At 72.8% G+C, this 24406-nt stretch carries 19 protein-coding genes; 6 read left to right on the top strand and 13 right to left on the bottom strand.

Features of this window, described 5'->3' with window-relative positions:
- Positions 1-81 precede the first annotated feature (81 nt).
- Positions 82-2052 carry an alpha-galactosidase gene (locus J5X75_RS31945; protein ID WP_208471416.1) on the top strand — a complete coding sequence of 657 codons (1971 nt, stop codon included), beginning with the start codon at positions 82-84 and terminating at the stop codon, positions 2050-2052.
- Positions 2053-2151: 99 nt separating this feature from the next.
- On the top strand, positions 2152-4272 hold the full coding sequence (locus J5X75_RS31940; protein ID WP_208471318.1) for a sensor histidine kinase: 2121 nt from the start codon (positions 2152-2154) through the stop codon (positions 4270-4272).
- 7 nt (positions 4273-4279) lie between these two features.
- Here the strand turns inward: J5X75_RS31940 and J5X75_RS31935 are convergent, their stop codons facing one another.
- The 3 genes from J5X75_RS31935 to J5X75_RS31925 form a co-directional block, all read right to left on the bottom strand.
- Entirely contained in the window at positions 4280-5026 is a 747-nt protein-coding gene (locus tag J5X75_RS31935; RefSeq protein WP_208471317.1) for an energy-coupling factor ABC transporter permease, read from the bottom strand.
- A gap of 61 nt (positions 5027-5087) precedes the next feature.
- Positions 5088-5837: a ferredoxin reductase gene (locus J5X75_RS31930; protein ID WP_208471316.1), complete on the bottom strand. Its 750-nt coding sequence runs from the start codon at positions 5835-5837 to the stop codon at positions 5088-5090.
- The gene (locus J5X75_RS31925; protein WP_183215660.1) at positions 5807-6406 is read right to left on the bottom strand and encodes a sulfite oxidase-like oxidoreductase; all 600 of its coding nucleotides are present in this window, start codon (positions 6404-6406) and stop codon (positions 5807-5809) included. Before J5X75_RS31925 ends, J5X75_RS31930 begins: the two co-directional genes overlap by 31 nt.
- A 189-nt stretch (positions 6407-6595) precedes the next feature.
- On the opposite strand from J5X75_RS31925, the gene J5X75_RS31920 reads away from it, so the two are divergent.
- Positions 6596-7030, top strand: coding sequence for a nitroreductase family deazaflavin-dependent oxidoreductase (locus tag J5X75_RS31920; RefSeq protein ID WP_208471315.1), 435 nt, complete (start codon positions 6596-6598; stop codon positions 7028-7030).
- On the opposite strand, the gene J5X75_RS31915 is transcribed toward J5X75_RS31920, so the two are convergent.
- From J5X75_RS31915 to J5X75_RS31900, 4 genes are read right to left on the bottom strand one after another with little or no spacing between them, the layout of a single operon-like run.
- Positions 7027-8205, bottom strand: a complete 1179-nt coding sequence (locus J5X75_RS31915; RefSeq protein WP_208471314.1) for an adenylosuccinate synthetase — start codon at positions 8203-8205, stop codon at positions 7027-7029. The genes J5X75_RS31920 and J5X75_RS31915 overlap by 4 nt on opposite strands.
- Complete coding sequence (locus tag J5X75_RS31910; RefSeq protein ID WP_208471313.1) at positions 8202-9161, bottom strand: hypothetical protein; 960 nt, start codon at positions 9159-9161, stop codon at positions 8202-8204. Before J5X75_RS31910 ends, J5X75_RS31915 begins: the two co-directional genes overlap by 4 nt.
- A 12-nt stretch (positions 9162-9173) precedes the next feature.
- Positions 9174-10217: a molecular chaperone DnaJ gene (locus J5X75_RS31905; RefSeq protein WP_238490251.1), complete on the bottom strand. Its 1044-nt coding sequence runs from the start codon at positions 10215-10217 to the stop codon at positions 9174-9176.
- Positions 10214-10963, bottom strand: coding sequence for an NUDIX hydrolase (locus J5X75_RS31900; protein ID WP_208471311.1), 750 nt, complete (start codon positions 10961-10963; stop codon positions 10214-10216). The genes J5X75_RS31905 and J5X75_RS31900 overlap by 4 nt, the downstream gene beginning before the upstream one ends.
- Positions 10964-11235: 272 nt before the next feature.
- Between J5X75_RS31900 and J5X75_RS31895 the strand changes: the two genes are divergently transcribed.
- On the top strand, positions 11236-12480 hold the full coding sequence (locus tag J5X75_RS31895) for an IPT/TIG domain-containing protein (protein WP_208471310.1): 1245 nt from the start codon (positions 11236-11238) through the stop codon (positions 12478-12480).
- 109 nt (positions 12481-12589) lie between these two features.
- On the opposite strand, the gene J5X75_RS31890 is transcribed toward J5X75_RS31895, so the two are convergent.
- Complete coding sequence (locus J5X75_RS31890) at positions 12590-13351, bottom strand: hypothetical protein (RefSeq protein ID WP_208471309.1); 762 nt, start codon at positions 13349-13351, stop codon at positions 12590-12592.
- 205 nt (positions 13352-13556) lie between these two features.
- Here J5X75_RS31890 and J5X75_RS31885 point away from each other — a divergent pair, with 205 nt between their 5' ends.
- Entirely contained in the window at positions 13557-15509 is a 1953-nt protein-coding gene (locus J5X75_RS31885; protein WP_238490250.1) for a S8 family serine peptidase, read from the top strand.
- A gap of 53 nt (positions 15510-15562) precedes the next feature.
- Here J5X75_RS31885 and J5X75_RS31880 read toward each other — a convergent pair whose 3' ends face one another.
- Complete coding sequence (locus tag J5X75_RS31880; protein WP_208471308.1) at positions 15563-16252, bottom strand: hypothetical protein; 690 nt, start codon at positions 16250-16252, stop codon at positions 15563-15565.
- A 300-nt stretch (positions 16253-16552) separates the two neighbouring features.
- Between J5X75_RS31880 and J5X75_RS31875 the strand changes: the two genes are divergently transcribed.
- Positions 16553-16783 (top strand): hypothetical protein, encoded by a 231-nt coding sequence (locus tag J5X75_RS31875; RefSeq protein ID WP_208471307.1) that lies wholly within the window; start codon positions 16553-16555, stop codon positions 16781-16783.
- Here the strand turns inward: J5X75_RS31875 and J5X75_RS31870 are convergent, their stop codons facing one another.
- The 4 genes from J5X75_RS31870 to J5X75_RS31855 all read right to left on the bottom strand — a co-directional run bounded on the left by J5X75_RS31870 (position 16784) and on the right by J5X75_RS31855 (position 24400).
- Positions 16784-17965, bottom strand: coding sequence for a VWA domain-containing protein (locus J5X75_RS31870; RefSeq protein ID WP_307798380.1), 1182 nt, complete (start codon positions 17963-17965; stop codon positions 16784-16786).
- 102 nt (positions 17966-18067) lie between these two features.
- On the bottom strand, positions 18068-20407 hold the full coding sequence (locus tag J5X75_RS31865) for a DUF5682 family protein (protein ID WP_208471306.1): 2340 nt from the start codon (positions 20405-20407) through the stop codon (positions 18068-18070).
- The gene (locus J5X75_RS31860; RefSeq protein WP_208471305.1) at positions 20400-21461 is read right to left on the bottom strand and encodes an ATP-binding protein; all 1062 of its coding nucleotides are present in this window, start codon (positions 21459-21461) and stop codon (positions 20400-20402) included. Before J5X75_RS31860 ends, J5X75_RS31865 begins: the two co-directional genes overlap by 8 nt.
- The gene (locus tag J5X75_RS31855) at positions 21458-24400 is read right to left on the bottom strand and encodes an SWIM zinc finger family protein (protein ID WP_208471304.1); all 2943 of its coding nucleotides are present in this window, start codon (positions 24398-24400) and stop codon (positions 21458-21460) included. The genes J5X75_RS31860 and J5X75_RS31855 overlap by 4 nt, the downstream gene beginning before the upstream one ends.
- Positions 24401-24406 lie beyond the last annotated feature (6 nt).

Below are 24406 nucleotides of genomic sequence, written 5' to 3'. Positions count from 1 at the left end.
GGGGGGCGGGGGGCGCCGGTTCCCCGGGGGGGGGGGGGGGTTGGGCCCCGCGGCCCCCCCCCCCCCCCCACCGCCGCGCGCATCCTCCACTGGGGTCCCGGCCTGGGCGACGAGCTCCCCACCGAGGACGTCTTCGTGCCCGCGGTGCCTCCGAGCTCGATCGACGTACCCTTGCGTCTTTCTCTCCTGCCGTCCCTCGCCGAGGGATGGACCGGTCGTCCCTCGCTCTCCGCCGGAGAGGTCCGGCTGATCGGTGCTCACTCCCCGGACGACAACACCGTTCTGGTACGCCACGCGAGCGCCGATGCCACGCAAGAGGTGACCACGGAGCTGGAGCTGTCGCCGGAAGGCGTCCTGCGGGTGCGGCACCGCGTGACGAACCGCGGCGCCGGGGAACTCCCGCTGCCCGGCCTGGACATCCTGCTGCCGATCCCGGACGAGGCGTCCGAACTGCTCGACTTCACCGGCCTCTGGTCCCATGAGCGGCGACCGCAGCGTGCCCCGCTGCGACACGGCGTGTGGAGCCGGGAGAGCCGGCACGGCCGCCCCGGCCACGACGACGCGTTCCTGATGGCGGCCGGCGAGCCCGGCTTCGGCTTCCGCGACGGCCGGGTCTGGGCCGTGCACCTGGCCTGGAGCGGCGACAAGCGGATCTGGGCGGAACGCTCGGCCCTCGGCTACGGCGTCCTGGGAGCGGGCGAGCTGCTCAGCCCCGGGGAGATCCGGCTGGCCCCCGGCGAGTCCTACGAGACGCCCTGGCTGGTCGCGGTCTTCTCGGACGCGGGCCTCGACGGCCTCTCCGATCGTCTGCACCCGTGGATCCGCGCCCACTCCCCGGCCCGGCTGCCCCGCCCGGTCGTCCTCAACACCTGGGAGGCCGTCTACTTCGACCACGACCTCGGCGTGCTGAGCGACCTCGCCGACGCGGCCGCATCCGTCGGTGTCGAACGGTTCGTGCTGGACGACGGCTGGTTCGCCGGCCGCCGCGACGACAGGCGCGCCCTCGGCGACTGGTACGTCGACTCCTCCGTCTGGCCCGAGGGCCTGCACCCGCTGATCGCCCGGGTGGAGAAGGCCGGCATGGACTTCGGCCTCTGGGTCGAACCGGAGATGATCAGCCCCGACTCGGAACTGGCCGCCGCCCACCCCGACTGGATCCTGGACGGCGGCGCCGGCCCCACCTGGCGCCGGCAGCGTGTCCTCGACCTCACCAAGGCCCACGACCACCTGCTCGACCGGCTGTCCGCCCTGCTCACCGAATACCCGATCGCGTACCTCAAGTGGGACCACAACCGGGACCTGCTGACCCCGCACTCCGGTCGGCAGACCCGCGCCCTCTACCGGCTGCTCACCGCTCTGCGCGCCCGGTTCCCGCACGTGGAGATCGAGAGCTGCGCCTCCGGCGGGGCCCGCGTCGACCTCGGCATCCTCGAACTCGTCGACCGATTCTGGACATCCGACACCAACGACCCGCTGGACCGGCAGTCGATCCAGCGCTGGACCGGCGTACTGATCCCGCCGGAATACCTGGGCGGGCACCTGGGCGCGGCCACCGCCCACGTCACCGGCCGTACCTCGGCCCTCGGCCTGCGCCTGGCCACCGCCCTGTTCGGCAGCGCCGGCATCGAATGGGACCTGACCGCCGCCGGCGCTTCCGAACGCGAGCAGATCGCCGCGTGGATCGCCGAGCACAAGCGCCTGCGCCCCCTGCTGCACTCCGGCCGGGTGGTCCGCGCCGACTCGCCCGACCCGGCGCACCTGCTGCACGGTGTCGTCGCACAGGACCGCGGACACGCCGTCTTCGCCCTGGTCACGTTGGGCACCCCGCGGGCCGCCCTGCCCCCGCCGATCCGCCTGCCCGGCCTCGACCCGGACCGCCGCTACAGGATCCGCCCGATCGGCGTCCCACCGCGGACCCTCCAGGACGCCCCACCCCGGTGGCTGGCCGCGGGCTCAGCCACGCTCACCGGCCGGGTGCTGGCCGAGGTGGGTCTCCCCGCCCCGCTGCTCACCCCGGAGCAGGCCCTGCTCCTCGAGGTCTCCCGGCACTGACAGTGCGGGTGCCGCCCGGCGCCGGTCGACCTCAGCAGACGCCGTAACCGGCCGATCAAGGCTGAAGGTAGGTCGTTGAGGCCTGGAGGTTCGGTTGCGATGAGTTACCGGCGCTCTCTTACGCGAACCGCATTGTTCGCTCTCGCCTACAGCGCCGCGGTGCTTCTCGGGCGGCAGACCGCGATCGGCCCGGACGGTGTCGGTTTGGCGTGGCCCGCCGCCGGGGTGTCGGCGGTGTGGTTCTGCGCCCAGCGCCGCGCCCCCACCCGCTGGGTGGATGTCGTGGCGCTCCCGGTGGCGCTGGTCGCCACGACGGCGGTGACCACGACCCCGGCGGCGAACGTCGCTCTGGGTTTCGGCATCGCGGGCGTCGCCCAGGCCATGGTGTTCAGCCGGTTGCTGTCCTGGTGGAGGCCGAACCTGTGGGGCGCCGGTGGTACCGAGCCGTTGCGCCGCCCGCGCGACCTGTGGGGTTTCCTCGGCGCGGCGGTCGGCGGAAGTTTCTGTGGCGCCGGCATCGGGGTCGTCAACGAGCGGATCTTCCATGGCAGCCTCGACGGGACACATCTCACGCTGTACCTGACCCGGCACACCGCCGGCATCCTGATCATCGGTTCGGCCGGGGTGCTCGCCGGGTCGGCCCTCGCCGTGTTCCGCGACCGCCACGGCTCGGTGGGCGGATGGTGGCGGCACCAGACACGAAGGCTGACCGGGACCCCGCCCTGGCGGATCGCCGAGTACCTGGTGATCGTCGCCGGCACCACCTGCGCCTACATGATCGGTTTCGGTAACACCGCCCATCTGCCGCTGGCGTTTCCGCTGCTCAGCTGGACCGTGCTGGTGGCCATCCGGCTCAGTACCCCGTTCCTGCTGCTGCACAACATGGTCATCGCCGGCATCGCCGTGCATTACACGATCGCCGGGACGGGCCCGTTCGCGCGCATCGCCGACCCGCTGATCCAGGGCATCCTCGTCCAGCTCTTCCTCGTCCTGGTCACGGTGGTCGGGCTGGCTCTGGCGCTGGCACGCGACGAGCGGAACGTGCTGCTGGCCGAGCTGGCCGCCGAGAAGGCGGAACTGGCCCGGGAGAAGACCGAGCTGGCCGCGCAGCGGATGCTCGCAGCCGCGCACGCCGATCTGCTGGCCGCGATCATCGACTCGATGGCCGACGGCCTCGCCGTGATCGAACCCGACGGCCGGGTATCCCTGCGCAACCCCGCCTTCGCCCAGCTGCTCGGCGGATCCGGCCACCCGGAGGCCGACTCCGGCCTCGGCCTGTTCCGCCTCGACGGCACCCGGTACGGCGACGACGATCTCGGCTGTCTGCGCGCCCTCGCCGGCCAGGACGTACCGGAGCGGGACGCTCTGATCCGCCGGCCCGGCACACCCGACGGCCGCATCGTGCGGACCACCGCCACACCGCTGCTCCGCCACGACGGCACCCGCAGCACGGTCCTGCTCCTGCACGACGTGACCGCCGAACGACGGCACCGCGACGAACTGACCAATTTCGCCGGCGTCATCGCTCACGACCTGCTCAACCCCCTGGCCAGCGTCGACGGCTGGACCACCGCCGCGGCCGACGCGCTGTCGGACCTGCCCGCGCATCCCAGCCTGGACCAGGCGCTCGCCGACCTGACCCGGTCGGGCCGGGCCGCGGCACGGATGCGGGGACTCATCGACGGCCTGCTCGCGTACGCCACGGCTCGTGAGGCGGCCCTCGCCCCGGCACCCGTGGACCTGGCCGCGGTCGTCGCCGACATCGTCGACGCCCGCACGGACGCGGCCGGTGCCGTCGGCGCGCTCGAGCCCCGGTTCACCATCGGCGAGTTGCCGCCGGTGCAGGTCGATCCGGTACTGCTCCGTCAGCTGCTGGACAACCTGATCGGAAACGCGATCAAGTACACCGCCGCCGGAACCCGGCCGGCGCTGACCATCACCGCCCAGCGAGACGGGGACATGGTCGAGATCCGCATCGCGGACAACGGCATCGGCATCCCGAAGGGGCAGCACGACGCCATCTTCGGCAACTTCCACCGCGCCCACGGCGACAGCGGGTACCACGGCACCGGCCTGGGCCTGGCGATCTGCAAGCGCATCGTCGAACGCCACCACGGCACGATCACCGCGACCGACAACCCGGAAGGCGGATCCTGCTTCGTCCTCTCCCTGCCCGCGGCGCTGGACACCGCGACGCCCACGGTGCTCCTGCCCGCATGACCCGGCCTCAGTAGGCGGTGTGGCCGCGGCGGCGGACGACGCGGTAGAGGCTCTCCGGCTCGTCGGCGACGGCGGCCCGGACCGCGGGCGGTGTGCGCTTCGGCCGGGGGCCGGTCACGGCGTAGACCAGGGCCGGCCGGAACCGGGCGAGCGCGACCACCGCGGCCGCGGTGATCAGGCCCTCGCCGATGCCGATCAGCACCTGGGTGCCGACCAGCTGACCGGTCAGCCCGGTCAGCGGCGGGTCGCCGCCGAGCGCGTACTGGAGGCCGGCGCCCGCCGCGGCCGCTCCGGCGCTGACCATGGCGGTGGTCAGCGCGATGGTGGCCAGCCCGTCCGGGTTACGCGGCAGTCCCCGCAGCAGGGCCGCGACCAGCAGATACGCGGCGGCCGTGCCGAGGATCGCGAGGTTGAGGACGTTCAGGCCGAGGGTGCTCAGGTCGTCACCGAACAGCAGGCCGTCCAGGATCAGCACGGTGGTGACGGTGAGCGCGCCGATCCACGGTCCGGCCAGCATGGCGGCCAGCGCCCCGCCGATCAGGTGCCCGGGGACCTCGGGCAGCAGATGGTTGATCAGTTGCGCGGCCAGCAGGAACACCGCCAGCAGCGCGGCCGTCAGGGCCGACGGCCGGTCCAGGTGGGGGCGGGCCCGGGCGGCGCAGTATCCGAGGGCGGCCACGGCGGCCACCGAGAAGGCGATCGTGACCGGTGTGCCGACGGTGCCGCCGGCCACGTGCAACGCTGACGCTTCCATGGGCGTACCCCCCAGCCTCGTGCCGTCGAAGCTGGTTCGTGGCCGGGCCGGGCATGGATGTCTATGCGCCGCCGAAACGTTCGGTGCGGATGCGTTTCGGGTCGTGTCCGAGAGCGACCAGGATGTCGGCGGCCGTCTCCACGAACGTGGTGGGGCCGCAGACGAAGCAGTCCGGCTGGAGATCGGGCGGCCACCCGTACGTGTTGACCGTCGCCACGTCGATCCGCTTCGGTGGATGCGGCCAGTCGTCCGGCGCCTTGCGGGTCCAGACGAACCGCACGTCCAGGCCGGCGTCCTCGCGGCCCCGGCGGCGCAGCTCCCCGGCGTAGAGCGCGTCCTCCGGCGTCCGCACCGAGTAGATCAGCCGGAACGGCTGCCGGCCGCCGGCCAGCGAGCGTGCCCGGATCATCGCCATCAGCGGCACCACCCCCGAGCCGCCGGCCAGCAGCAGCACCGGCGCGGTGGCGGTGTCCCGCCAGACGAACCAGCCGCCGACCGGGCCACGCACCTCGATCCGGTCGCCCGGCTCGACCACGTCGGTCAGGTACGGCGACACCTCGCCGTCCTCCAGCCGCTGCACCGAGATCTCGACCGGGCCGTCACCGGGCCACGCCGAGGCGATCGAATAGCTGCGCTGGGCCTGGTAGCCGTCCTCGGCGGTGAGCCGGATGTCGAGGTGCTGCCCGGCGAGATGACCGGGCCAGCCCGGGATGTCGAGCACGAGGGTCCGGGCTGTCGGTGTCTCCCAGCGGGCCGCCACGACGGTGGCCACCCGCCAGGTCAGTCGCCGTGATACCGCTGTTCGCGCCATGGGTCCCCGTACATGTGGTAGCCGGCGTCCTCCCAGAAGCCGGGCTCGTCCTCGTGCATCATCCGGAAGCCGTCCACCCACTTCGCCGACTTCCAGAAGTACAGGTGCGGGATCAGCAGCCGGGCCGGGCCGCCGTGCTCCGGGTGCAGTGGCTCGCCGTCGTACTCGTACGCGATCCAGGCCCGGCCGTCGAGCAGGTCCTCCAGCGGCACGTTCGTGGTGTAGCCGCCGTAGCTGTGCGCCATCACGTAGTCGGCGGCGGACTCGACCTCCTCGAACAGGGTGTCGATGGCGACGCCCTTCCAGGTGGTGCCGAGTTTCGACCACTTGGTGACGCAGTGGATGTCGACCGTGATCTCCTCGGCCGGCAGCGCGGTGAACTGTTTCCAGTCCCACGTGTGCTTCTCGCCGGTCTCGGTGACGATCGTGAAGTGCCAGCGGTCCAGCGGGATCCGCGGGGTCGGCCCCGCCGAGAGCACCGGGAAGTCGTGCGCGAGGTACTGGCCGGGCGGCAGGTCGGGCGGCGACTCCCGGCGCCGCCCACCGAAGCCCCGCGAGATGATGCTCATGGGATACGAGTAAACCCCACGAGCGTCACCATCGTGTGTCCCGCGCTCAGAGCCGGACCGTGCCGCTGGTCACCCCGGGAACCGCCGTCGTGCCGGGCACCACCACTTACCGCGGACCAGCCGCTGAAGGGTCCACTTGACCCGGCTCGATCCGGGTGCGATCCGGGTGCGGGGGGTAGGGTCGGGATCATGCCATTGACGGGTGAGTACGCCCCCAGCACATCTGACTGGGCGCGCGATCAGGCAGAGAAGTACGAGGCCACCGGTGGTGCCGAGGCCAACGACATCCTGGGCAAGCCGATCATCGTATTGACAAGCGTCGGTGCGAAGACCGGGCTGCTGCGCAAGACCGCGCTGATGCGGGTCGAACACCAGGGGGAGTACGCGGTCGTCGGCTCGCTCGGCGGCGCCCCCAAGAACCCGGTCTGGGTCCACAACATCCGGAAGAACCCGCTCGTCGAGCTCCAGGACGGGCCGCTCAAGCAGGACTACACGGTCCGTGAGCTGTCCGGCGAGGAGCGCGAGACCTGGTGGAAGCGCTCGGTGGAGGCCTTCCCGAACTACGCCGAGTACCAGACGAAGACCGACCGCCAGATCCCGGTCTTCCTGCTGAGCCCGGCCTAGCGCGACTTCTTGTCCGCGGCCCCGGGGCCGTGCGACTCCACGAGGACCGGCGCGCCCAGGTGTGTGGCGATCGCCTCGCACCAGTCGTCCGGCCGGTACATGCCGGCCGGGCGGGCACGCCGTAGCCGCTCGCCGAGGCGTTCCTGGTGGCCCAGGTCGCGGGGCGGGCCCGGCTCGATCCGGTTCCAGGGCTCGCCGTCCACCTCGTAGGCGGTGCAGATCCGCAGACCGGGGGAGCGGTCCGGGACGTCCAGGTGGGTGATCGCCAGGGCGTCGACGCCGCCGGAGACCTCGACCGCGTACCGGTGGGCGACCGCGTCGAAGTGGCCGACCCGGAAGTCGCCCTGCCACGGGTCGCGGCCGTTGTGCGTCTCCGGCAGATCCAGCGGCGCCTCGGTCACGAACGGCCCGGCCCCGTGCCGGGTGGTGTAGGTCCGGACCACGCCGAGTCGCAACAGATCAGGGCAGAGTGACAGGGCGTTCGCGAACGTGGTCGTCGACCACGTGGTGTGCGGATGCCAGCCCCGCCACTCGTCGAGCAGCACCCCCTGGGCGCCCTCGAAGACGCACGGCCCCGAGGCGAGCAGGCGGGACGTCCAGGACGGCCCCACGATCCGGACCGCCTCACCGAACGCGACGAACGCCTCCACCACGTCGTCCAGCGGAGGCCCGGGTACGTCGAGCGCCTCCCGGACGGCCGCCAGGCGGCGCCGCAGTCTCGTGGGGGACAGCACGTCGGCGACTTTCGGCGCGTCCGGGTGCTCAGACGCGTACGCCATCGTCTCTCCGACGCCCATGCCGCACGAACCGTGCCGCAGCGAACGCTCCCGCCGCTGGTTCGCGGCGCGATGCCACGGAGTGGCGAGCAGTGCCTCCCCATCCACCGTGAGCAGGTGAAACGGGTTGCCGAGCGCGGCCGCCTCACCGGCCAGCGACAGCGGATCGACCACCATGAACCGGGTCAGGTGGGTGGGCACGCCGCGCAGCGTGCCCGAGCCGAACTGGCTGAACGTGTGATGCCGCCCGTCCTCGGTGATCACGTTGTGCGCGGCCTGCGCTCCCCCGTTGAAGCGCAGGACGGCCCGTTTCGCCTCGGTGGCGCAGAGGAAGTCGACGACCGTGCCCTTGCCGGCGTCGCCGTACCCGAGGTCGACGACCGCGACGTGCCGGCTCACAGCCGCTGGTTCCCGCCCGCGCTCCCACCCGCGATCTCGAACGACGACCGCACCACCGGCGTCCGCTGCAACGGCGACAGCGCACGGCCGACCGAGCCGCCCGCGTGCGAGCCCACGTCGGTCAGGTCGGCGATGCCCTCGTCCAGGTCGATGGCGTCCTCGCCGAGGCCCACGGTCAGCGCGATCGTCTCGCAGACCGCGTCCAGGTCGTCGAGTTCCAGGACGTTCTGCCCGAGCAGCTTGCGCCAGCGCGACAGCACCTCCCGGTCGCCGCTGTGGTGGGCCGCGGTCGGCAGGATGTAGTAGACGTCGTACTTGCGCTTCAGCTCGGCCAGGATGTCCTCGGTCGGGATCGGCTCGCGCAGCTCGTCACCGATCACCGCCCGCACCTCGCGCGGCTTCACCCGGGGGTACGGCATCTCGTCCCCGATGATGAACAGATAGCCCTTGCGCCCCCGGTTGACCAGCGAGTCCAGGATCGTGTGCCGGGCCATGAAGTAAAGCGCCAGCTCGTAGGACTCGTGTTTCTGGCCCCCGCCGCCGCCCTCCAGGACGATCTTCGCGAGGTCCTCGTCCATCCGGTTGTCCGACTCGAACTGTCCGATCTGCAGCGGCGCCCGGTCACAGGTGGCGTCGCCGATCGCCCCGAACATGATCTGCGGGTCGACCGCGTAGCCCTTCCGGGTGAGCAGCCCCAGCAGCTGCGGCAGCTTGGTCTGCAGAACCCGCGGCACGTTGCCCATCGACCCGGTCACGTCGAACAGGACGGCGATCGGCGTGCTGAACGGGTGCTCGTCACTGTCCCGGGACTCCCGCATGAAGACCCCGTCCGGGTCCAGGTCGGGGTGCGCGGTCCGGGCGCCGGAGTCGCTGTACGCGAACGCGCTCCTCCCGCTCGCCGCCCGGAAGTCGGCGGCCGCCGTGTAGACGTCGGTGGACCAGTGTCCGCTTCCCATGTCGCTCTCTCCTCAGTTCCGGTACCGCTGGGGGATGATGTCGTCGAGTTCGCCCAGCAGCGCCCAGGCGTCCTGCGGCCGCATCCGCGGCGCGTCATAGGTGCATCCGGCGGCGAACCGCCGCAGCGGCTCGGGCATCCGCGACCCCATCAGCCGCGTGATCAGCCCGGTCGCCATGTAGATGTCGGTGGCGGGACCAGCGAGCCTGTCGTTCAGCACCTCCGGCGGGTAGGCCGACTGCCGTGCTTTCACTATCGCCCTAGGTCGATGTCCCGCATAGCACCAGTCGATGATCACCAGGCCGCGCATCTCCCGATGGATCAGCACGTGCTCCTCCAGGAGCGCCCCGTGCGTGACTCCGGCCCGGTGCGCCCAGCCCAAACCGGTCAGCAGCCGGCGCCAGATCCAGAGCACTTCCTGCGGCGTCGCTTCCTTCACGTGAGCCAGGCTGACCATGCCGTCCTGCCGCTCCAGCACGTTCACCCGGCGCCGGCAGCGCCGCTCGTCCTCGTAGACGAAGCTCTCGATCAGCCGGGCCGCGTAGGGCCGGAACCGGGGATCGCCGTCCCGCCACAATCTCTGGAGCGTGGCGGCCTCGACCTCCATCAGGTCGCTGTCACCCGGATGCCGGGGGATCTTGATGACGGCCTGGCCGTCGGCGTACAGCTCCGCGAGGTCACCGTGGGCGAGCACCGCGTCCATCCGGTAGGCCCGCCGGCGCCCGTGCAGCACCGGCACCGCCGGCTTCTGCTTGTAGAGGGCGGAGAGCTTGGCGAAGGCGTCCGTCGCGGTCGCCCGCCGACCCGCGCTCACCGCGTCCGGGTGGACCAGCTTCGCCCATCTCTTGTACGCGTACCCCGCGCGATTCCGACCGGATCCGCTGTCGGTGGCACCGTAGAGCAGGTCCCCGAAACTGGCCGCCGCCATGATCCGCGCGACCGCCTCGTCGAACCCGATCTCCAGGCTCTTCGTGCTGGCACCTCTGGTGGCAGCGCTCGCCGTGCCGGTCTCCTCGATGGACGGCCAGGCTGTGGCCGCGCCCCGGAATCCGCTCATCGCACCCGGTCCTCCCTGGTCGGCCGGAGCAGCGCCGGGTGCAACAGCCGGGCGTCACCGGCCCGGTACAGCTTCGCCCGCGGCCCGCCCCGCTCCCCGCCCCTCGCCGTCGTCTCGCCGGTGCTCTCCACGAAGCCCGGAACCGACAGCACCTTCCGGTGGAAATTGCCGGCGTGCAGCTCCTCGCCCCACACCGCCGCATAGACCTGCCGCAGCTCGCCGATCGTGAACTCGGGCCCGGCGAACGCCGTGGCGAGCGGCGTGTACTCCAGCTTCGCCCGCGCCCGCTCCAGCCCGTCGGCGAGGATCTCGTCGTGGTCGAAGGCCAGATCCTTCGCCTCCTCCACCGGCACCCAGTAGGCGCGCGCCGCGTCACTGCCGGCCGTCGGCTCGGGCAGGCTCGGCGCGAACGCCAGGTAGGCCGCCGAGACCACGCGCATCCGGGGGTCACGGCCCGGATTCCCATACGTCTTCAGCTGCTCCAGATGGACACGGTCGAGATCGTCCTCGCCCGGGGTCAGCCCGGTCTCCTCGGCCAGCTCCCGCAGCGCCGCCCGGTCGAGCGTCTCCTCGCGGACGAAGCCGCCTGGCAGCGCCCGGTGGCCGGCGAAGGGCTGCTCGCCGCGCTCGACGAGGAGGACGCTGAGCTTGCCGTCCCGGATGGTCAGGGCCACGACATCGACGGTCACGGCGACAGCCGGGTAGTCCCGGGGATCGTAGCCGGCCAGGAAGCTCGCCTCGTCCATGATCCATCCTTCTCAGATTGAGTAAGACTCGATGTGAGACGAACCTAGCGCAGTCGATCGCCGAGTGTCAACACGGTCGTGCGGTGCTGTTCGGGTTCCCGGATCGTAGCGGTCCGTCCAGGACATTGTCTGGTCTATGAGGATCTTTCGCGCTTTGTCCTACTAGAGCCGCACGAATAGTTACGATTCCGGCGAGACCGCCCGACCAGCGTTCGCTCCTGAATCGGGCACAATTTCCGACTCGCGCGGTTCAGACCGCAGGAGGACATCGCATGAGCGAGACCACTTACAGCAGCACCCGCCGGCGGATTCTCCGCGGCGGAATCGCTACGGCGGCGGCCACCGCGACCGTTGTCGCGGCGGTGGTGACCCCGGCCTCGGCGGCCGCGGTGACCCTGACTCTGAGCTCCGCCTTCGGCCCGGGCACCAGCGACCCGGCGACCAAGCCCGTACAAGCGGTCACCATCACCGCTTCCCATGCCACGACGGCATGGCTTTCCGGCGCTCCCACGACGCTGAAGGCTGCCCTGTCGGTTGCCACATGCCCGCTGAACGGGAGCTTGCTCACGGACAATGTCGGTGCCGCCACCGCCGCCGGTGCCACCACCATCATCTCCACCGGCGTCACTGCCACCAAGGTGACGAACAACAAGGCCATGGTCGGTCTTCCTACCAATGTGCTGCTCGGCGCCAATGGGGTGGCCCAGAAGTACAACGTCTGCATTTACGGTGGTGCCACGACCGCCGATCTGACCCTCGGCACCGCCAGCTACACCGTCGGCGCGCCGGCGACGTTGACCGGCATCAGCCCGGAGAGCGGCATGACGGTCGGTGGCAACCAGATCACGGTGACGGGAACGAACTTCCCGACCACGGCCACCGCGATCAGCGCCACCCTCGGAGGGGTTCCGCTGACCGGCATCACCAGCCCCACCACCACCTCGTTCAAGGCGACGGTGCCGGCCGGGAAGCCGGGTGACGCGACCCTGGCGGTGACCACTTCGGCCGGCACGGTGACTAGTGCGGCAGCCGCTTCGCCCTTCTATTACGCCTACTCCAATGGCATCGAAATCTCGCCGAACACCGCTGCCGGCCCGGTTGCCCCCGCCACCAGTGCCATCGTCTACGTCGATGTGATGGGCTCCGGCTTCACCGATCTGAGCTTCGACCCGGCCGGTGGTATCGGGTCGACAGCCGCTGCCGCACTTGCTGCCGACCGAACTGATTCGCAAGTGTTCCTGGTCAATGGCGACTACACGCCGGGAGCCACGGATTACACCGTCGGGCCGGTCGCCCAGTGCGGTTCCGTGGCAGTGATCAGTGACCGTGAACTGATCTGCGGTATGGACCTTGGCTACGGGCTCAACCCCACCACCGGCGCCAGCGCGTCCGGTCCCGTTCCCGACGGCACTTACACGCTCACTGTGGTCAGCAACGCCGATTTCGGTCTGGCTCCGGCGGACTACACCAAGACCGCCCTCACCAGCGGTGCCACGTTCACCGTCGCGCCGTACTGATCCCGGCTAAAGCGTCCAGGCGGTCCGGGGCGGTCGCCCCGGACCGTCCGGCGAAGACAGCGAAGCGGCCTGGAGCTCATCTGCTCCAGGCCGCTTCAGTGCTTGCGGATCAGTCCATGGTCTTCCACTTCTTCTGGATCGCGGCGACCGCCTTCGCCCGGGACGGATTCCCCTTCGGATCGACCATGATCGCCGCCACGCTCTTGTCCGGAGTGGCCCGCCAGCACATCAGCAGGTTCGGCTTCTTCTCCGGCCGGGGGCTGGTGGCGAATTTGAACGTCTGCGAGCAGGACACGTTCCCGTACTTCTCGATCCCCCCGGCGACGCCGGAGAGCTCGCGCTGACCGGTGAGGTCTCCGCGGGCCGACAGGAGCCGGATCATGCCGCCTTCGGCGAAGGAACCCTCGGTGGTCGACTGCACATCCCGGAGCGGTGCGACGGCTTTGGCCGTGACGGGATGCTGGACCGCGACGCCGTCCTCGGCCATCTTCCGGCGGGCTTCCCTGATCCGTTTCCGGACCTCCTCGGAGAGGGGTTTTCCGGTGACGTCGGTGGTGGGAATCGTCGGCGACGGCTTGGACTCACGTGCCTCCCGGGTCGTGGTCGCCGGGGCGGCGGGCTCGACCTCCTTCGGCGCGCTGGGCAGGCCGGTCGCCGGGATGACCGGCGGTGCCGGTGCGGCCTCGTCCGTGGTGGTGGCCGAGTCTCTCGACACGATCGCGGAGGTCGTCACGTAGGCGGCCCCGCCGAGCACGGCGGCCAGGCCGGCGACTCCCGCCACGGCCAGGGCGCGGCGCTGACCCGGGCGACGCCGGGCCGGTGGCGTGGGGCCGCTGTCGTCACCGGGCCGATCGTCATCACGAGTGGTCATTTCCGCCGTCCTTCTGCGTCTCGGGTACGGAACCCTTCCCGGGCCCTCACCTCATCGTCGCAGTGATTCCGACATATGGGTCCAAAACCAGGCGGCTGCCGCGGAATTCGATACCCCTGCTCCTGTTTGGCACCTGTCCGAGAACGGCCATCGCACTCCTCACCCCCAAGTCTGGGCCACGTCGTCCGAGGGGGAGGAACCCGTTTTGAACAAGGCCACGATCAGCAGGTACGCCGTCGGCGCCGTCGCCCTGGGCGCGTTCGCCGCGGTCGGCGTGTTCGCCCTGCCGACCGGCAGCGCGGACTGGGCCCCGGTCACCTACGGCCTGACCGCGGAACCGGAGCGGATCGTCCCGGACGTGGTGACCGAGGCGCAGCCCGCACGGGTCGTGTCGACCACGATCGACGCGGACGGGCGGCCGGTCGTCACCGTCAGGGAGGCCACCGACAAGGCGTCCGCGGTGAAGCTGGTCAAGGAGGCACAGAAGACGGAGAACGCCGTCGGTGTCGAGATCGACGCCCCGGTGTACGCGCTCGGCGTCCCCACCGGCTCCGACCCCTACCGGGCGCAGCAGTGGGACTTCACCAAGATCCGTACGGCCGAGGCGTGGCAGCGCTCGACCGGCTCCGGCGTCACCGTGGCGGTCATCGACACCGGTGTGGACGCCGCCCACCCGGACCTGGCCGCCAACGTGCTGCGCGGCTACGACGCCATCGCCAACGCCGCCGGGACCAGCACCGACGGCAACGGGCACGGCACACACGTGGCCGGCACCATCGCCGCGGTGACGGGCAACGGCGTGGGTGTCTCGGGCATCGCGCCGGACGTGAGGATCCTGCCGGTCAAGGTGCTGGGCGCCAACGGCAGCGGCAACATGTCGGACACCGCCGAGGGCATCGTCTGGGCCGCCGACAACGGCGCCCAGGTGATCAACATGTCGCTGGGCTCCACGTCGAAGGTGTCCGCGGTGAGCAACGCGATCACGTACGCCCGCAGCAAGGGCGTCACGGTGATCGCCGCCGCCGGCAACAGCCGTCAGCAGGGCAGCCCCATCTCGTACCCGGGCGCCGACGAGGGGGTCGTCGCGGTGGCCGCGACCGACTCCGCCGACAAGGTGGCCGGCTACTCGAACGCCGGCGCCTACGTCGACGTGGCCGCCCCGGGCAGCGGCATCCTGAGCACCTACCCGACCGCGCTGGGCTCCGGATACTCCACCCTGAACGGCACCTCGATGGCCGCCCCGCACGTCGCCGCGGTGGCCGCGCTGCTCAAGGGCTACCGGTCGAGCCTCACCCCGGACCAGATCGAGACCGCTCTGGAGAAGTCGGCGGCCGACCTGGGCACGGCCGGTTTCGACAACGACTTCGGCAACGGCCGGATCGACGCGGCCGCGGCGCTCGCCACCATCAGCGCGCCGACCACCGCTCCCACCACGGCTCCGACGACCGCACCCACGACGGCGCCGACCAAGGCTCCGACGAGCGCACCCACGACGGCGCCGACGAGCGCTCCGACCACCGCGCCGACGAAGGCCCCGACCACCGCGCCGACCACTGCGCCGACGAAGGCTCCGACGACCGCGCCGACCAAGGCTCCGTCGCCGAGCCCGACCGTGGTGAAGGTCAAGCCGGTGATCACCGCCAACGTCACCGCCGGCGAGGTCGTCTACGGCACCAACGTGACCACCACGTTCACCGTCAAGGCCGGCGGCAAGGCGTGGGCGGGCAAGCCGGTCCAGATCTGCGTCACCGGGGGCGCCGCCGCGCAGCAGTGCACCAACGCCACCACCAGCGCCGCCGGCACCGTCCCGGTGACCCGCACCGCCAAGGGGAGCTACCAGCTCGTCCTCAAGGCGGTCGCCACCACCACGAGCGAGGCCGCGACCTCGGCGCCGGTCACCTACAAGGTGCGCTCGGCGGTCACCGTGGTCCGGACGGCGAAGGGTCAGCTGGCGGTCACCCTGACCGGCGCCGTCGGCAAGCCGGCCGAGATCCAGCAGAACGTCCGTGGCACCTGGACCACCGTCGGCAAGTACACGGCGAGCGTCTCCCCGGTCAAGGTCACGGTCACCGGCCTGGTCTCCGGCCAGACCTACCGGGTGATGGTTCCGGCCAGTGCCACGGTGCTGGGCGTCACCAGCGCCCCGGTCGTCGCCTGACGATCTGTCGGATACCAGCGGCGGGACCCCTCGGGGGTCCCGCCGCTGTCGCTTCAGCCGAGGCGGTCCCATTCGCGCTGGATGACGGCGACGCTGTCGGCTGTGGACGGTTCGCCCTCGGCCGTGGTCGCCATCGTGATCACGCTGCGGTCCGTCGACGTGCGCCAGCACAGCAGGGCCTCCGGCGACGGCGACGGCGACATGGCCATGCCGGGCGGGACGTCCGTGGTGCAGCGCACGCCGCCGCCGACCGCGGTGCCGTCGTCGCCGGACACGATCATCTTCCGGTCGTCGGTGAGGTCGCTCCGCGCGGTCATGATGTGCACCGTGCCCGAGCCCAGCCGTTCGGTCCGCTCGGCGATGCCCGGCCCGCCGAAACCGAAACGTTTCCGCAGGTCGGCGATGGCGGAGGAGGCTTGCGCGGCGTCCGGGCCGGGGCTCGCCGGACGGCTCGCCGCGGGTGTGGGCGCGGGGCTGCGCCGCATGGGCGCCGCCTGCTTCGTCGCCTTTCCCGGGGTACGGTCGTCCGCGCTCGCCTCGGGGGATGCCGACGTGGTCTGCGGCGCCAGGGCGGCCGGCTCCGGACGGTCGGGCTGCGACTCGTTCATCAGCTGGGTGGCCAGGAGCCCGGCTCCGCCCAGCACGGCCGCCGCCCCGGCGACCCCGATCGCGATCTGTCTACGTCGCCGGGCGGTCCGCTCGGAAGTGTCCGACGAGAGCCGGGCATCCTCGTCGTAGGTCATGTCACCTCCTCGAGCGCGGAGACTCGACCCTCATGGTTCCAGAAAAAGGTACATATCGGGCGGGATTCCCTCACCTCGTACCCCCGGATCTTGATCTTCCGGGTTGGACCGACAGTGACCGGGCCGAAGCGACCGGTGCCGATGGCCCGACCGGGGGTCACCCGGACCAGCGAGCCAAGAGGTCCGGCGGTTGACCCCGTGCACGATGCACGCGCAATGTGTGGGACACGACGGGCGCCGTGGCGGGGCGCCCGTATCAGGAGGGAGCGGCCCCGTGCGGTGCGGCGCGAGGTCCCGGCGATGACCGGGATCGCGGATCGGGTGGAGCACGGCCCCGCCCGGCCCTCATGGGACTGCGCCTCCTGCGGGCGAGCCTGGCCGTGCGATCCGGCCCGCGAACAGCTGGCCCGCGAACACGGTCGCGTCGACCTGGCCATCGTGATGTGGGACCACCTCGAGGAGGCCGCCCGGGACATGCCCCAGGCGCCCGCCTCGGAACTGTTCGACCGCTTCCTCCGCTGGACCGACTGATCACCCGCCCGCCGCGGTGGCACGTTCGGCGAAGGCGCGCAGGTCACGGCGCTCGATCGCGGCGGCCATCAGATCCGGGAAGACGTCCGGCGTACACGCGAACGCCGGCACCCCCAGAGCCGCCAGGGCCGCCGCGTTCTCGTGGTCGTAGGCCGGCGCCCCCTCGTCGGACAGCGCCAGCAGCACCACCACCTGCACCCCGGCCGCGGTCATCTCGGCCACCCGGCGCAGCATCTCCTCCCGGACGCCACCCTCGTACAGGTCGCTGATCAGCACGAAGATACTGTCCCGTGGCCGGGTGATCAGCTGCTGCGAGTAGGCGATCGCCCGGTTGATGTCGGTGCCGCCGCCGAGCTGCGTGCCGAACAGCACCTCCACCGGATCGGCCAGCTGATCGGTCAGATCGACCACGGCGGTGTCGAAGACCACCAGCGACGTACGCAGGGAGCGCAGCGACGCGAGCACAGCGGCGAACACCCCGGAGAACACCACCGAGGCCGCCATCGAGCCGGACTGGTCCACGCAGAGCACCACGTCCCGCTGCACCGCCGTGCTCCGCCGCCCGTAGCCGACCAGACGCTCCGGAATCACCGTCCGGTGGTCGGCCAGGTAGTGCTTGAGGTTCGCCCGGATGGTCCGGTCCCAGTCGATGTCGGCGTGCCGGGGCCGGCTGATCCGGGCCGCCCGGTTCAGCGCGCCGGTCACCGCGGCCCGGGTCTGCTGCGCGATCCGCCGCTCCAGCTCGTCGACCACGGTCCGGACCACCTGACGGGCCGCCTCGCGGGTGGCGTCCGGCATCACCCGGTTCAGCGAGAGCAGCGTGCCGACCAGGTGGACGTCGGGCTCGACGGCGGCCAGCATCTCCGGTTCGAGCAGCAGCCGGGTGAGGTCGAGCCGCTCGATGGCGTCGGCCTGCATCACCTGCACCACGGTGCCCGGAAAATACTCCCGGATGTCGCCGAGCCAGCGGGCCACCTTCGGCGCGGACCCGCCCAGCCCGGCCGACCGTCGTGCCGGTTTGCCGTCCGCCCCGCCCTCCCCGGCGTCGTAGAGCGCGGCCAGCGCGGCGTCCATCGCCCCGTCCCGGCCCTCGGCCCGGCCGAGCGCCTCGTCGGCCGGCCCGCCGAGCACCATCCGCCACCGCCGCAGCCGCTCCCGCGTCACGTCGTCATCGCCGCTCACGCTTCCCCCTCCCCGAGCCGTCGCTTCGTCGCTTCGTTGCTCACGCTTCGCCCGAGCCGTCGCTTCGTTGCTCACGCTTCGCCCGAGCCGTCGCTTCGTCGCTCACGCTTCCGCCTGAACCGTGGTGAGCGGGCGGCCCAGCAGGGCGCTGAGCACCGGCAGCGGCTCCGCGGCGCGGGCCGGGTCGATCTCGGCGGCCGTGCCGGCGGAACCGGACCGCCCGCCCGCCACCCGCTCGCCGATGGCCCGCCGCTCGCCCGCCTCGAACGCGCCGAACGTCCGCCGTAACAGCGGCAGCACCGCCTCGAAGGCATCCGCCGGAATGTCGGCCAGCCAGTCGTCCACCAGGGCGAGCAGCGCCTCGTCGTGGACCAGCAGCAACCCGCCACCGGAGAGGAAACCCTCCACCCAGGCCGCGGCGTGCGCCGGTGGCGTGCCGACGGTCAGCGGCAGCCGGAGCCGGCGGCGCACCTCGGCGCCGTCCAGCCGCCCGGCGTCGAGCAGCAGGCGGGTCAGCCGCCCGGCCGGCAGACCGTGCAGCCCGGGCCGGACCGCGAGCGCCCCGACGGTCGCCAGCCACCGCTCCCGCTGCGACTCGTCGGCGAGCAGGCCGACGGCCTGGTGCACGCCGTCCATGCCGTCCCGCAGCCGCCGGGCCGCCTCGTCGGAGAGCGATCCGGCCGCCGACGGCAGCGCCGCGCACACCCGGGCGAGCAGGCCGGCGGTCACCGTGGCCAGACCGGACACGTCGGTGCGGCGCACGTCGCCGTACCGAAGGGTGCGCGCCAGCGCCGGAATCGCCGCCATCAGGTGATGCACGTCGGCGTCCAGCGCGGCGCGCCGGTCCAGCGCCGCGAGCACCGCCGGGTACGCCTCCGCGAGATCCGCCACCAGACAGGTCTCCACCAGTTCGGTGACCTCGGCCAGGGTGCCCGCCGCACCGGCCCGGGCGGCCACCCGGGCGGTCGCCGCGGCCGCCACGGTCGTGCCCCACATGCCGCCCTCGACCAGCCGGACCGCGAACTCGGGCTGCCAGCTCAGCCGCCACTCCTCCCGGAAGGTCCCGGTGCCGCGCCGGGCGGCCGTCCGTTCGCCCCACGGCACGTCGAGGACCCGCAGCCGGTGCAGCAGCCGGCTGCGCCGCAGGTCGTTGTCCTGCCGCAGATCCAGGTCGAGGGCCCGTTCGCCGGGTTCCGGTTTCAGCCGCAGCGAGCGCTGCCGGGCGGTCAGATCCCGGACCAGCGGCACGGCCGGCATCGCGTCGGGCACCGCGCCCAGCCGCTCGCCGACGACCAGCCGGCGGGAGATCAGCTCGGTGCGCAGCGGCTCGCCGTCGCACATCACCGCCTCCGCCGCCTCGGTCACCTCGGCCAGCCCGGCCAGCGGCCGTCCGCGGAGCGCGGCGAGGGCCTCGGCCAGCCGGGCGGCCTCGATCACGTGCGCCGACGACGTGGGTACGCCCTCCGCGCGCAACACCCCCGCAGCGTCCACCAGCCACCGGGGCACCACGTCGTCGCCGGTGGTGAACAGGTGGTGGTACCACCCCGGCGACCGCACCCCGGCCCCGTAACCCGACCACGACGCGAGCCGCCCGTACGTCCACGGCACCCAGGTGAACGCCACCTTCCCCCGGCGCCGCCCCTTGAGCAGCGCGGTGTCCTCCTTGACCGGCACCTTCCGCAGCAGCGCCGGCACGTGCCACGCCCCGCACACGACGGCGACGTCCTCGTGCCCGCGCCGTTCCTCCCGCAGCACCGACCGCATGTACGCCTCACGCAGCAGATCGTCCGGATTCTCCGGAACGGTCTCCCGGATCGCCGTCATCGCCTCCGCGATCGCCTCGAAGACCGGCACCCCCCGATGCTCGACGACGTCCTCCCACCAGCGCTCGGGATCGTCGTACCCGGCGGCCGCGGCCAGCTCCCCGATCGGGTCCACCGGCCGAACCCGCTCATCCTCCACCCCCTCCAGCTGGCTCCTAGCGCTGTTTCGAGGGCTGTGAGACAGCCCTGACGACCAGCCGGGACTCACCGGCTGGCTCCCAGCGCTGTTTCGAGGCCCCTGGGACAGCCCTGACGGCTGGCCGGAAGCCGGTGTGGACCGCGGCGACGGGGTGTCCGCCTCCGGGGCGACGCGAAACGCGTACGGAAGATCGAAGAACCGCACCCGCACGCCGTGCCCGACCGCCCACCGGATGGCCTGCCACTCCGGCGAGAAGACGGCGAACGGCCAGAACGCGGCCTTCCCGGGATCGTCCACGGCATAGCCCAGCAGGGCGACCGGTGGTTCCAGGTCGTCGTCCGCCACCCACCGGACCAGGTCGTCGGCCTCCGGCGGACCCTCGATCAGCAGCACCTCCGGCGGGTTCGCCGACAACTCCCGGACCACGGCGCGAGCCGACCCCGGGCCGTGGTGCCGGATCCCGTAGATCCGCTCAGGCATCGCGGGCGGCCCGGTAGAAGTCGAGCCACCCGGACCGCTCCCGGACGACGGTCTCCAGATACTCCCGCCAGACGACCCCGTCCGAGACCGGGTCCTTCACCACGGCGCCGACGATGCCCGCCGCCACGTCGCCGGGGTGCAGCGTGCCGTCACCGAAGTGGGCGGCCAGCGCCATCCCGTTGGTGATCACCGAGATGGCCTCGGCCGTCGAGAGGGTCCCGGTGGGCGACTTCAATCTGGTACGCCCGTCCTCGGTCATCCCGGACCGCAGCTCCCGGAAGACCGTCACCACCCGGCGGATCTCCTCCAGCGCGGCCGGCACCTCGGGCAGCTCCAGGGCCCGGCCCAGCTGGGCCACCCGCCGCGCCACGATCTCCACCTCGTCGTCGGCGCTGGCCGGAACCGGCAGCACCACGGTGTTGAACCGGCGGCGCAGCGCGCTGGACAGCTCGTTGACCCCACGGTCCCGGTCGTTGGCCGTGGCGATCAGGTTGAACCCACGCTGCGCCTGGACCTCGGTGTTCAGTTCGGGGACCGGCAGCGTCTTCTCGGACAGGATGGTGATCAGCGCGTCCTGCACGTCGGACGGGACCCGGGTCAGCTCCTCCACCCGGGCGATGGACCCGCCCCGCATGGCCCGCATGATCGGGCTCGGGACGAGAGCGGCGTCGGTGGGGCCCTCGGCGAGCAGGCGGGCGTAGTTCCACCCGTACCGGATCGCCTCCTCGGCGGTGCCGGCGGTGCCCTGGACGAGCAGTGTGGAGTCGCCGGAGACGGCCGCCGCCAGGTGTTCGGAGACCCAGGTCTTGGCGGTGCCGGGGACGCCGAGCAGCAGCAGCGCCCGGTCGGTGGCCAGGGTGGAGACGGCCACCTCCATGAGGCGGCGCGGCCCCACGTACTTCGGGGTGATCTTCGCGCCGTCGCCGAGCAGATAGGTGACCACGGCATGTGGCGACAGCCGCCAGCCGGGCGGGCGGGGCCGGTCGTCGGCGGCGGCGAGCAGGGCCAGCTCCTCGGCGTACTGGTCCTCGGCGTGCGGTCGCAGAGCGGTCACGAAAGCTCCTGGAACATCTCGAGTCGGAAGGTGAGGGTGCGGGCCAGCTCGGTCACCGGGCGCACCCGGGCCGGCTCGACGGTCTGGTCCAGCAGGGTGGCCAGCCGGCCGGTGAGGTCGGCGTACTCCGGGGGCATGGCCAGGCCGGCCGCCCGGCACAGCTCGCCCAGCTGCCAGGTGTGCCGGTCGACGCGGGCGCGGTGTTCCACCGTCTCCAGGACGGCGACCGACAGCCCGTCCGGCCACGGCCCGGGATGCAGCGCCAGCAACCGTTGGGCGGTGCCGTCCTCGGCGCGCAGGGCGTCGGCGGCGAGCCGGGCCAGCCGATCCGGTGGCAGGACCAGGTGCAGATCCCAGCGGACGGCCTCGCGCAGCCGGCCCGCGTCGGCGCCCAGCAGCGCGGTGGCCCATCGCGGGTCGCGCTGCACGACCGCCGCCTTGGCCCAGCCGTGCAGCAGCGGCGCCGCCCAGTCGTGGCCGCGGGCCGCGTCCAGCCAGCCCGGCGGGTCGAGGGCGGTCCAGGTGTCCAGCGGGGCGCCGGCCACCACCTCCTCGAGCAGCCACGCCCCGGCGCCGACGCCGCGGACCGGGGCCGCGCCGACCCCGTCCCGGCGCAGGTCCCGGTCCAGTTCGGCGGGCGGGTCGACGCTCAGCCGGCCACTGGCGTCGAACCGGACCGCGGCGTGCGCCCGCTCGGCCATCCGCCGGCCCAGCGCCGCGCCGGGCAGGTTGCGCAGCAGTTCGAGGGCGGCCTCCCGAACCTCCTTGCGCCGGTCGTCGAGGGCCCGTTCCAGCAGTGGCTCGTCCCGCAGCGACAGGCCCGGCCCGAACGCGCCGAGGAAGCGTGCCCGGTTCTCCGAGGACTCCTCCGCCCAGGTGCTCTCCACCAGCGCACGGGCCTGATCCGGGTCGGCGCGCCGCAGCGCGGCCAGGTGACCGAGCCGCTCGGCCGAGCTCGCGGTGGCCCATTCCCGGGCCAGCCGCCCGAGCCACGCGGCCACCCCGTCGTCCGCCCCGGTCCCGGCCGGAGTGGCCGGCGCCTCGCTGAGCAGCCAGCGCCAGTCGGCGCGCTGCCCGGCCAGCCAGGCGCCCCGCCGCCCGGCGACCGTCGCCAGGTCGGCCCGGACCGAGACGTTCCGCCGCCCGGCCTCCAACAGCGCCGGAAGGATCGCGGGCGGCACGATCCCGCCGCGCGCGGCGGCCGCCGCCAGCCACTGGGCGAGCAGCTCCTGCTCGTGGTGCCCGCCGCCGGGGGCGCCGCCACCGAGGATCCGGGCCAGCCGCGCCGACGCGGCCGCCGGCAGCGGCGCGACCGTCTCGGCCGGCGCGGCCGGCATCGGCACCCGCCCGCTCTCCGGCGCGACCCCGGCCCGTCGGCAGGTCAGCGCTACGGCCGCCGCTTCCAGCAGCGCGGCCGCCGCTGAGTCCGGTGCGTCCGCCCGGCCGCCCGGATCATCGGCCTCGAGGGCGAACCCCGGCGAAGCCGTGGAAGGCGGAGGTGGGGTGGACCCGGGAGGACGATCGGACGGCCCGCACCGGACGCCCAGCGGGCCGACCCGGACGGCGTGGCCGGACCAGGGGCGGCGGCCGGTGCCGACCAGGGCGGCCGTCAGCAGCTCCGGCGGCAGCTCCGGGTGGCGCGAGGCGGACGGGTCCGGGATCGGTGGGGCGGCGGGCACGAAAGCGCCGTCGACCCAGGCGGCCAGGGGGCGCAATCCGGCCGGGGACCACTCCGCGGCCACCGTGGCGGGGGCGGCGCCCGCCGCGGCGAGCAGCCACCACGGCTCGCGATGGCCCGGGGCCAGCGGCAACGCGTCACCCGCGGCGTCGACCAGGTGGTCACCGGACGGTCGCATGCCGGACAGGAGGACGGCTCCGTCGTACCGCCAAGGGTCCGCGGCCAGGAGCGACGACCAGCGGGAGAGAGCCGCCCGGACCGGACCGGCGCCGTCCGGTGAGCCGAACGGCTCGGCCGCGGAGGCGCGCTCGGCGACGAGCGCGCGCAGCGACGCCGAGCCCGGATAGAAGCAGAGGTCGCCGCGGAACGCGGTGCCCGGGACGAGATCGGCCGGCAACGGCTGACCGGGCGCCGCGAACGACAGCACCAGCGCGAACCGGTCGCTGCCGGAACCGTGCAGCCACGTCCGCCGGCTGGTCAGCGCGCCGTCGTCGACCTCGACCTGGCCGAGGACCTGCCAGCGGTCGGTCACCCGGGGCCCGGCCAGCACCTCCTCGGCCGACGTCGGGAACCCGATCCGGGATCGGACGGTGGCCGCGAGCCCCGAATCGAGGGTGTCGAGACGGGCGTGCCCGGAGACCAGCAGCCGCAGCAGCGCCAGCTCGCCGAGCAGCCGGTCGGCCCACTGCGGGCCGATCCCGGCGATGGCGCCGAGCCGGCGCACCGCCCCGGCCGCGCCGGGCGCCTGCGCGTCGACCAGGCGGGCGGCCATCGCCTCGAACGCCGCCGGCCCGGACCGCCCGGCCGTGGCCAGACCCTGCTCCACCTGGTCGTCGAGCCATCGGCGCAGCTCGGCCATGCCGCCGGCGACCCGGTCGGCGCGGTCTCGCGCCCGTTTCGCGGCGGCGACCGGATCGGGCGCGGCGGGGGACCGGGGCGCCCGCGCGGCCCGCGCCGCCGTCCACCGGGTGACGAACTCGGGAGCCGCCTCGTCGGCGGGACCGGTGACGCCCGAGGACCAGCCCAGCAGCAGCCCCAGCACGTGCTTGCAGGGGATCTTGCGGCTCGGGCAGGAGCACCTGAACGCCGGCCCGGACAGATCGGCCGCCACCTGATAGCCCCGGCACAGTCCCCAGAGGACGTCGCCGCTCCGCCCGGTGGTGGTGAACTGGCCGGTGACACCGCGTGCGTTGCGCAGCGAGGCGGGGTCGGGCGCCAGCGCCTCGACCTGAGCGGTGGACCATCGTTGTTCAACGGGCACGCACCG

The sequence above is a fragment of the Actinoplanes flavus genome (assembly GCF_017592555.1).
GTDB lineage: Bacteria > Actinomycetota > Actinomycetes > Mycobacteriales > Micromonosporaceae > Actinoplanes > Actinoplanes flavus.
Note: the sequence above shows the minus strand (reverse complement) of the source record. Positions and strands in the feature narration are given on the sequence as shown.

Coding starts and splice junctions, on each gene's coding strand:
- J5X75_RS31875 (WP_208471307.1), top strand. CDS start 16,553: ATGACCGGGATCGCGGATCGGGTGGAGCACGGCCCCGCCCGGCCCTCA.
- J5X75_RS31930 (WP_208471316.1), bottom strand. CDS start 5,837: ATGGCGCGAACAGCGGTATCACGGCGACTGACCTGGCGGGTGGCCACC.
- J5X75_RS31940 (WP_208471318.1), top strand. CDS start 2,152: ATGAGTTACCGGCGCTCTCTTACGCGAACCGCATTGTTCGCTCTCGCC.
- J5X75_RS31890 (WP_208471309.1), bottom strand. CDS start 13,351: ATGACCACTCGTGATGACGATCGGCCCGGTGACGACAGCGGCCCCACG.
- J5X75_RS31865 (WP_208471306.1), bottom strand. CDS start 20,407: ATGCCTGAGCGGATCTACGGGATCCGGCACCACGGCCCGGGGTCGGCT.
- J5X75_RS31910 (WP_208471313.1), bottom strand. CDS start 9,161: ATGGGAAGCGGACACTGGTCCACCGACGTCTACACGGCGGCCGCCGAC.
- J5X75_RS31935 (WP_208471317.1), bottom strand. CDS start 5,026: ATGGAAGCGTCAGCGTTGCACGTGGCCGGCGGCACCGTCGGCACACCG.
- J5X75_RS31895 (WP_208471310.1), top strand. CDS start 11,236: ATGAGCGAGACCACTTACAGCAGCACCCGCCGGCGGATTCTCCGCGGC.
- J5X75_RS31880 (WP_208471308.1), bottom strand. CDS start 16,252: ATGACCTACGACGAGGATGCCCGGCTCTCGTCGGACACTTCCGAGCGG.
- J5X75_RS31900 (WP_208471311.1), bottom strand. CDS start 10,963: ATGGACGAGGCGAGCTTCCTGGCCGGCTACGATCCCCGGGACTACCCG.
- J5X75_RS31920 (WP_208471315.1), top strand. CDS start 6,596: ATGCCATTGACGGGTGAGTACGCCCCCAGCACATCTGACTGGGCGCGC.
- J5X75_RS31925 (WP_183215660.1), bottom strand. CDS start 6,406: ATGAGCATCATCTCGCGGGGCTTCGGTGGGCGGCGCCGGGAGTCGCCG.
- J5X75_RS31905 (WP_238490251.1), bottom strand. CDS start 10,217: ATGAGCGGATTCCGGGGCGCGGCCACAGCCTGGCCGTCCATCGAGGAG.